Origin of the sequence: Micromonospora sp. NPDC053740 (assembly GCF_040677775.1) — a bacterium.
Classification (GTDB): Bacteria; Actinomycetota; Actinomycetes; order Mycobacteriales; family Micromonosporaceae; genus Micromonospora; species Micromonospora alfalfae.
Window position 1 is genome coordinate 403,994 of record NZ_JBFASO010000007.1, and the last position, 6,609, is coordinate 410,602.

Below are 6,609 nucleotides of genomic sequence, written 5' to 3' on the forward strand. Positions count from 1 at the left end.
GTGCCGGACCTCGTCACCCGCCTCGCCAGCGCCGCGCTGCGCCTGCCACCGAGCCGCCCCGGCCCGGTGCGGGTCAGCCGCGACCTCCCGGTGCGGGCCCGCGACGGTGTGGTGCTGCGCACCGACCACTACGCCCCGGCCGTCCGCGGCGCGCCGACCGTGCTGATCCGCACCCCCTACGGGCGCGGTGGACCGCTGCGGCTGCTCGGTCGGCTGCTCGCGGCCCGGGGTCGACATGCGGTGATCCAGTCGTGCCGGGGCACCGGCGGCTCCGGTGGAACGTTCGCCCCGCTGGTGCACGAGCGCGACGACGGCGCTGACACACTGGGCTGGCTGCGCCGCCAGCCCTGGTGGTCCGGGCAACTCGGCATGTTCGGTGTCAGCTACCAGGGCTTCGCCCAGTGGGCACTGGCCGCCGACGCCGGCGAGGAGCTGCGCGCGATGGTCGCCGTGGTGACCGCCTCGGCCACCCGCGACTCGACGTACGCGGGGGAGTCCTTCGCCCTGGACACCGTGCTGACCTGGGCGGAGCTGCTGCACGCGCAGACAGTGCCGTGGCTGGCCCGGCAGTGGGAACTCAAGCGCGGGCAACCCCGGCTGGCCGCCGCGCTGGAACACCTCCCCCTGGCCGAGGCCGACCGGGTGGCCACCGGCGTGACCATCCCGTTCTTCCAGGAGTGGCTGCGCCACCACACACCGCAGGCCGCGTACTGGCGGACCCGGGTCTTCGCCGACCAGGTCGCGAAGGTGCGGGCGCCGGTGGTCATGGTCACCGGGTGGCACGACATCTTCCTGCCCGCCCAGCTCGACGACCACGCCGTGCTGCGCGCCGCCGGCACACCGCCGCGCCTGGTGATCGGTCCGTGGACGCACGGCAGCCCCGGACTGTTCGTGGCCGCGCTGCGCGAAGGGCTGGCCTGGCTCGACGAGCATCTGCCGGCCGCGCCGCGATCGCCCGTCCCGGCGGGACCAGCACGGCCGCCCGTACGCATCTACGTCAGCGGCGCCGGTGGCGGCTGGCGGGACCTGCCGGACTGGCCACCCCCGGCGGTCGAGACCGCCTGGCACCTGCAACCCGGTGGCGAACTGGCGGCACGCCCACCTGTCACGTCGACACCGGACGCACTCCGCTACGACCCCGCCGACCCCACCCCGTCGCTGGGCGGTCCGCTGCTCGTCGCCCAACGGGCCGGCCCGGTCGACAACCGGCGTGTCGAGGCCCGCCCCGACGTGCTGACCTACACCAGCGCCCCACTGACCGCGCCGGTCGAGGTGATCGGTCCGGTCCGCGCCGAGATCCACCTCCGCAGCGACCTGCCGTACCTGGACGTCTTCGTTCGTCTGTGCGACGTGGACCGCCGGGGTCGCTCGTGGAACGTGTGCGACGGCCTGGTGCGGGTCACGCCCGAGCGCTTCCCGGCCGACCCTTGCGGGGCGCTGCGGATTCCGGTGCCGCTCTGGCCGACCGCGTACCGGTTCGCCGCCGGGCACCGACTGCGGGTGCAGGTCTCCGGCGGCGCCCATCCACGGTGGGCCCGCAACCCGGGCACCGGGGAGCCGCTCGCCACGGCGGTGACGCTGCGTGCCGGTTGGCGGCAGGTTCTGCACGATCCGACGCACCCTTCGGCGCTGCTGCTGCCGATCGTCCACTCTGCCCCGCCACCACGTCCAATCTGAACAGACCCATCCTGAGCTGGGCGTTTGTCGAAAACGCGGGCTATGGTTGAGTCAACGCCCGGCGCCGTGCACCAGTAGGCCGGGCTCGCCCGAAGCCCAGCACCGCGTACGCGGTGTGACGTCGTGCCCGGTCCCCGCCTCTCGGAAAGGGGGACCCCATGACCCGGGCCCCGGCTAATCTTCTCGCCGTCCGAAGCCTGCTCCTCACTCACCTCGACAACGCCCCCGGGCCGGACGACCTGGATCCGGGCGAGGTCGGCATCGTCGGCGACTCGGCCCACCGGGGTGGCTACCACTGCGGATCGGATCGGGTGGTCCGCAACGACTACTCGGTGGTCGAGTCCCCCCGCGACCGGGCCGGACTGACCCTCGACGCGGCGGCACTCGACGTCGGGCAGTTCAATGTCCGCTCCGGCGGTCGGGCCAACACGCTGCCCAGCTTCTCGGTCTGGTGCGTCGCGCAGTGCGCCGCGAACGCCGCCGACACCCGGGACATCCGGGAGATCATCTACAGCCCCGACGGCACCACCGTGAGGCGGTGGGATCGCCTCGGCAAGCGCACCAGCGGCGACAGCTCCCACCGCTGGCACACCCACTTCAGCTTCTTCCGCGACGCCATCAAGGCGGGCCGCGACCAGCGGCCCCTGTTCCGCCGCTACCTCAGCTCCATCGGACTCCTGGAGGACGACGACATGACCCCCGAAGAACACAACTGGCTGGCCACCGTCCACAAGAACCTCACGATGCTGGACGGCCGCAACCCGGTCGGGCAGATCTACACCCGGATGGCGATGGGCGAGGATGCCACAGTCCCGAACTTCGTCTCGGCGCACCCGACGCTGACGTCGCTCGCCGCCCAGGTGAGCGAGTTGCAGACGGCGCTGACAGCGCTGTCCAGCCGGGACTTCACCGACGAGCCGGCGATCGTCCAGGGCGTCCTGGCCTCGCTGACGCCGGAGAAGATCGCCGCAGCCATCCCGCCCACAATGGCCAAGCAGGTCGCCGACGAGCTGGCCCGCCGGCTGGTCGCCTGAGCGAGGGGCGGCCCGAGGCCGCCGGGCCGCCCCTCTTGGCGCATTCCGCAACGACTGTTGAGCAATGATTGTTGCGCAAGAGTCGTTGCGGATGCCATTCTGTCGGCATGGACAGCTCCGACGTACGTCAGATCACCGACTCCCGGGTGCTGGCCGCCATGTCCCACCCGCTGCGCCGCCGGCTGATGGACGTGTTCAAGGTCCACGGGCCCTCCACCGTCGGGCTGCTCGCCGAGCGCACCGACCAGGCCCCGGCGAACGTCAGCCACCACCTCAAGGTCCTCGCCGCCGCCGACCTGGTCACCGAAGCCCCCGAGTTGGCCCGGGACCGGCGCGAGCGGTGGTGGCGGCTCGTCACCCGAGGGGTGCGCTGGTCCAACACCGACTTCGACGCCGACCCCGCCGCCCGGGCGGTCGCCGACGCCGCCACCTCGCTCAACCTGGACCGGCACGTCGCACTGGCCCGCGCATGGCACGCCGCCGACGAGGCCGAGCAGGCATCCTGGCAGGACGCGGCGTTCTCCACCGACCACTGGCTGCGCCTCACGCCCGAGGAACTGGCCGAGCTGAGCCGCGAGATGATCGGCGTCCTCAAGCGCTGGGCCGACCGGGAGTCACCCGACGACGACGCCGACCGCAGGCCGGTCTTCGTGTTCGTCCACGGCGTGCCGGCCCGACCGTGACCGCCGCCACCCGCAGCGACCCGACCCCCGTCCGCCAGGCCGGCGGATTGCTGCGGCACCGCGATTTCCGGTTGCTCTGGACCGGCCAGACGGTCAGCAGCATCGGCAGCAACGTCACCACTGTCGCGCTTCCGCTGGTTGCGGTCGCCGTCCTGGACGCCGGCACCTTCCAGGTGGCGGTGCTCACCGCCGCGGCCTGGCTGCCCTGGCTGCTGATCGGCCTGCCTGCCGGCGCGTGGGTGGACCGGCTGCCCCGCCGACCCGTGATGGTGGCGTGCGACCTGTTCCGCGCGCTGCTCTTCCTCAGCGTGCCGCTCGCCGCCGCACTCGACCGGCTCACCGTCTGGCACCTGCTCCTGGTGGCGCTCAGCGCCGGCGTCGCCCGGGTCTTCTTCGAAACAGCCGACCAGGTGTACCTGCCGGTGCTGCTGCGGCCCGAGCAACTGCCGGAGGGCAACGCCAAGCTGCACGCCGCCCAGACCGCGAGCTATGTCGTCGGCCCCGGCGTCGCAGGTCTGATCGCCCAGGTCATCGGTGCGGTCACCGCTCTGCTGCTGGACGCGATCAGCTTCCTGGTCTCCGCGGTGTGCCTGCTGCGGATCCGTACCGTCGAACCGCGCGTTCGCCGAGTGGACCAGTCGCGGTCACTGCGCCGCGACATCGCCGAAGGGGTGCGCTTCGTCGCCCGAGACCCGTACCTGCGGGTGCTGACGGTCTTCGGCGCGGCCAGCAACATCGGGCTGACCGGCTACCAGGCCGTCCTGGTGGTCTTCCTGGTCCGTGAGTTGCGCCTCGAACCGGGCCTGGTGGGCGTGCTGATCACCGTGATGAGCGCCGGGGGGATCATCGGCGCGCTGCTCGCCACCACCGTGGCCCGGCGCTGCGGCACTGCCCGGGCACTGCTGATCGCGGCGGCGCTCACCGGCCCGCCCGCGCTGCTCATCCCGCTCGCCGCGCCCGGCGTCGGGCTGGCCTGGCCAGCCCTCGGCGGGCTGCTGATCGGTCTCGGGGTGGCCATTGGCAACGTGGTCAAGGGCGCCTTCCGGCAGACCTACACGCCGCACCACCTGCTGGGCCGGGTGACAGTGAGCATGCATCTGCTCAACTACGGCACGATCCCGCTGGCCGCCGTGCTGGCCGGTGCCATTGGCGCGCGTTACGGCGTCCAGACGGCAATTGTCGCGATGACCGCCTGGTTGGCGTTCACCCCGTTGATTCTGCTGATCGGGCCAATCCGGAGGCGGCGGGACCTGCCCGCCGCCCCGGCGGCGTCTTGAGTGCGCTGCGACGGCGGCCGGAGACCGGCCGCCGTCACCGGCACGGAGCTACATCGGGCGGACGTTGTCCGCCTGCGGACCCTTCTGCCCCTGGGTCACCTCGAACTCGACCTTCTGGCCCTCGTTGAGCTCCCGGTAGCCGCTCGAAGCGATGGCGGAGTAGTGGACGAACACGTCCGGCCCTCCACCGTCCTGCTCGATGAAGCCGAAGCCCTTTTCCGAGTTGAACCACTTAACCGTGCCGGTTGCCATGCATCTCTCCCTGTTCAAAGCGGCTGACCCTCGGCCTCTGGCCGATGATCGCCCGTACCTGTTCGACAGTAACGGGCAAAACCCCGATCCGCTGGCCGAAGTGCCGTAGGTATTTGACTGAACTCGGGTGAACTCTGCGCGGCGGCATGCGAAACCCGCCCCGACCAACCGTCGCTGGGGCATGCTTGCGCCGATGAAGGATGCCCCAGCCGACGCGCTGACCGAGCTGGAACGCGAGATCCACGCACCCGGCGCCGGTCTGGACCGGCTCCGGTTGATGCCCACCCCGTTCGTCCCCGAGGTGCGGCTGCACCTGGCCGAGGACGCGATCGTCTGGTGGGCCCGGATGGAGGCAGCCGCCGGACACGCGCTGCCGGCACCGTACTGGGCGTCCGCCTGGGCCGGGGGACAGGCATTGGCCCGCCACCTCCTGGACCACCCGGAGCTGGCAGCCGGCCGCCGCGTGCTCGACCTCGCCGCCGGCTCCGGACTGGTAGCCATCGCCGCCGCGCTCGCCGGCGCCGCGGAGGTGATCGCCAACGACATCGACCCGTACGCCGTCGCCGCCGTCACCCTCAACGCGCGGGCCAACCACGTCACCGTCGACGCCACCGGAGACGACCTGCTCGACGGCACCGAAGCGAAGGTCGACCTGGTCGTCGCCGGAGACGTCTTCTACGACCGCGCGATGGCCGACCGGATGCTGCCCTTCCTGCAGCGGGCCGCAGCCGCAGGTGCCGACGTGCTGGTCGGCGACCCCGGCCGCGGACACCTGCCGACGGACCGCCTGACCGTGCTGGCCGACTACCCGGTGCCCACCACCGAACCGTCGGTCGACTCGTCGCTACGCCACGTGCAGGTGCTGCGCCCCGACTGAGGCGGACCCTGACTCAGGGGCGACCCCGAGGCGGATACCAGGGGTCACTGGGGGCTACGACCCGATGTCCGAAGTGGCGCTACGGCCATAGCGTCGACGCATGACGCAATGGCTGGCCCAGATCGGCGAACTACCGATTCTGCTGCTGATGGGTGCGCTCGGGCTCGTCATGCTCTTCGACGCCGTACCCCTGCTGGGTGTCCTGGTCCCCGGCGACGTCGCGATCCTCGCCGCCGTCGGCGTCGGCCGCCCGAGTACCGGGCTGGCGACCTTCACCGCGGTGCTGATCGGCTGCCTGGCCGGCTGGTCGCTGAGCTTCCTGGTCGGCCGTCGCTACGCCGAACGACTGCGCGACAGCCGCGTCGGCGGCTGGATCGGCGAGGCACGCTGGACAGCGGCCGAAGGAATCCTGCGTCGCGGCGGCGGCCGGATGATGGTGGTCGCGCCGTTCCTGCCGGTCTTCAACGCGCTGCTGCCACTGGCCGCCGGCGGGCTGCGGATGTCGTACCGCCGATTTCTCGGCTGCGCGACGATCGGCGCGGCCGCCTGGGCCGGTCTCTACCTCGCCCTGGGCACCGCGTCACGGTCGGTGGCCGGGCTGCTGCCGGGCGACCCCAGCCCGCTGCTGGTCACGATGGGGGTCGGGCTGGTGCTGGCTTCCGTCGCGTTGCTGGGGGCGCGGCGGCGGTTGTTCTCCGTCGTTGGCTGAGCTTTGTTCGCGCTCTGGGGGGGGCTTGGGGCCGGGCTGCGGTGGGTGGGGGCGGGGGCCCGCCGCGCCCGGCTCCCGCGGGTCAGGGTTGATGCCTTCG

Annotated in this window: 7 protein-coding genes; 6 read left to right on the forward strand and 1 reads right to left on the reverse strand. The window is 72.2% G+C overall.

Going from position 1 to position 6,609, the window contains the following annotated elements:
• The 4 genes from AB0K35_RS20920 (at position 1) to AB0K35_RS20935 (ending at position 4,671) form a co-directional block, all read left to right on the forward strand.
• On the forward strand, positions 1-1,677 hold the full coding sequence (locus AB0K35_RS20920; protein WP_363886919.1) for a CocE/NonD family hydrolase: 1,677 nt from the start codon (positions 1-3) through the stop codon (positions 1,675-1,677).
• Positions 1,678-1,835: 158 nt separating this feature from the next.
• Entirely contained in the window at positions 1,836-2,711 is an 876-nt protein-coding gene (locus AB0K35_RS20925; RefSeq protein ID WP_238671634.1) for a hypothetical protein, read from the forward strand.
• A 107-nt stretch (positions 2,712-2,818) separates the two neighbouring features.
• Positions 2,819-3,394 (forward strand): helix-turn-helix domain-containing protein, encoded by a 576-nt coding sequence (locus tag AB0K35_RS20930; RefSeq protein WP_238671633.1) that lies wholly within the window; start codon positions 2,819-2,821, stop codon positions 3,392-3,394.
• A complete protein-coding gene (locus AB0K35_RS20935) occupies positions 3,391-4,671 on the forward strand; it encodes an MFS transporter (RefSeq protein ID WP_363886921.1) in 1,281 nt (426 codons plus the stop codon). The genes AB0K35_RS20930 and AB0K35_RS20935 overlap by 4 nt, the downstream gene beginning before the upstream one ends.
• Positions 4,672-4,719: 48 nt before the next feature.
• On the opposite strand, the gene AB0K35_RS20940 is transcribed toward AB0K35_RS20935, so the two are convergent.
• On the reverse strand, positions 4,720-4,923 hold the full coding sequence (locus tag AB0K35_RS20940; RefSeq protein ID WP_007462771.1) for a cold-shock protein: 204 nt from the start codon (positions 4,921-4,923) through the stop codon (positions 4,720-4,722).
• 193 nt (positions 4,924-5,116) lie between these two features.
• On the opposite strand from AB0K35_RS20940, the gene AB0K35_RS20945 reads away from it, so the two are divergent.
• Positions 5,117-5,800: a 50S ribosomal protein L11 methyltransferase gene (locus tag AB0K35_RS20945; RefSeq protein WP_308193574.1), complete on the forward strand. Its 684-nt coding sequence runs from the start codon at positions 5,117-5,119 to the stop codon at positions 5,798-5,800.
• A gap of 100 nt (positions 5,801-5,900) precedes the next feature.
• The gene (locus tag AB0K35_RS20950) at positions 5,901-6,509 is read left to right on the forward strand and encodes a VTT domain-containing protein (protein ID WP_363886924.1); all 609 of its coding nucleotides are present in this window, start codon (positions 5,901-5,903) and stop codon (positions 6,507-6,509) included.
• The last annotated feature ends 100 nt before the right edge of the window (positions 6,510-6,609 follow it).

Excerpts from the sequence above, each read along its gene's own strand:
- AB0K35_RS20925 (WP_238671634.1), top strand. The coding sequence starts at position 1,836 with ATGACCCGGGCCCCGGCTAATCTTCTCGCCGTCCGAAGCCTGCTCCTC.
- AB0K35_RS20950 (WP_363886924.1), top strand. The coding sequence starts at position 5,901 with ATGACGCAATGGCTGGCCCAGATCGGCGAACTACCGATTCTGCTGCTG.
- AB0K35_RS20940 (WP_007462771.1), bottom strand. The coding sequence starts at position 4,923 with ATGGCAACCGGCACGGTTAAGTGGTTCAACTCGGAAAAGGGCTTCGGC.
- AB0K35_RS20945 (WP_308193574.1), top strand. The coding sequence starts at position 5,117 with ATGAAGGATGCCCCAGCCGACGCGCTGACCGAGCTGGAACGCGAGATC.
- AB0K35_RS20930 (WP_238671633.1), top strand. The coding sequence starts at position 2,819 with ATGGACAGCTCCGACGTACGTCAGATCACCGACTCCCGGGTGCTGGCC.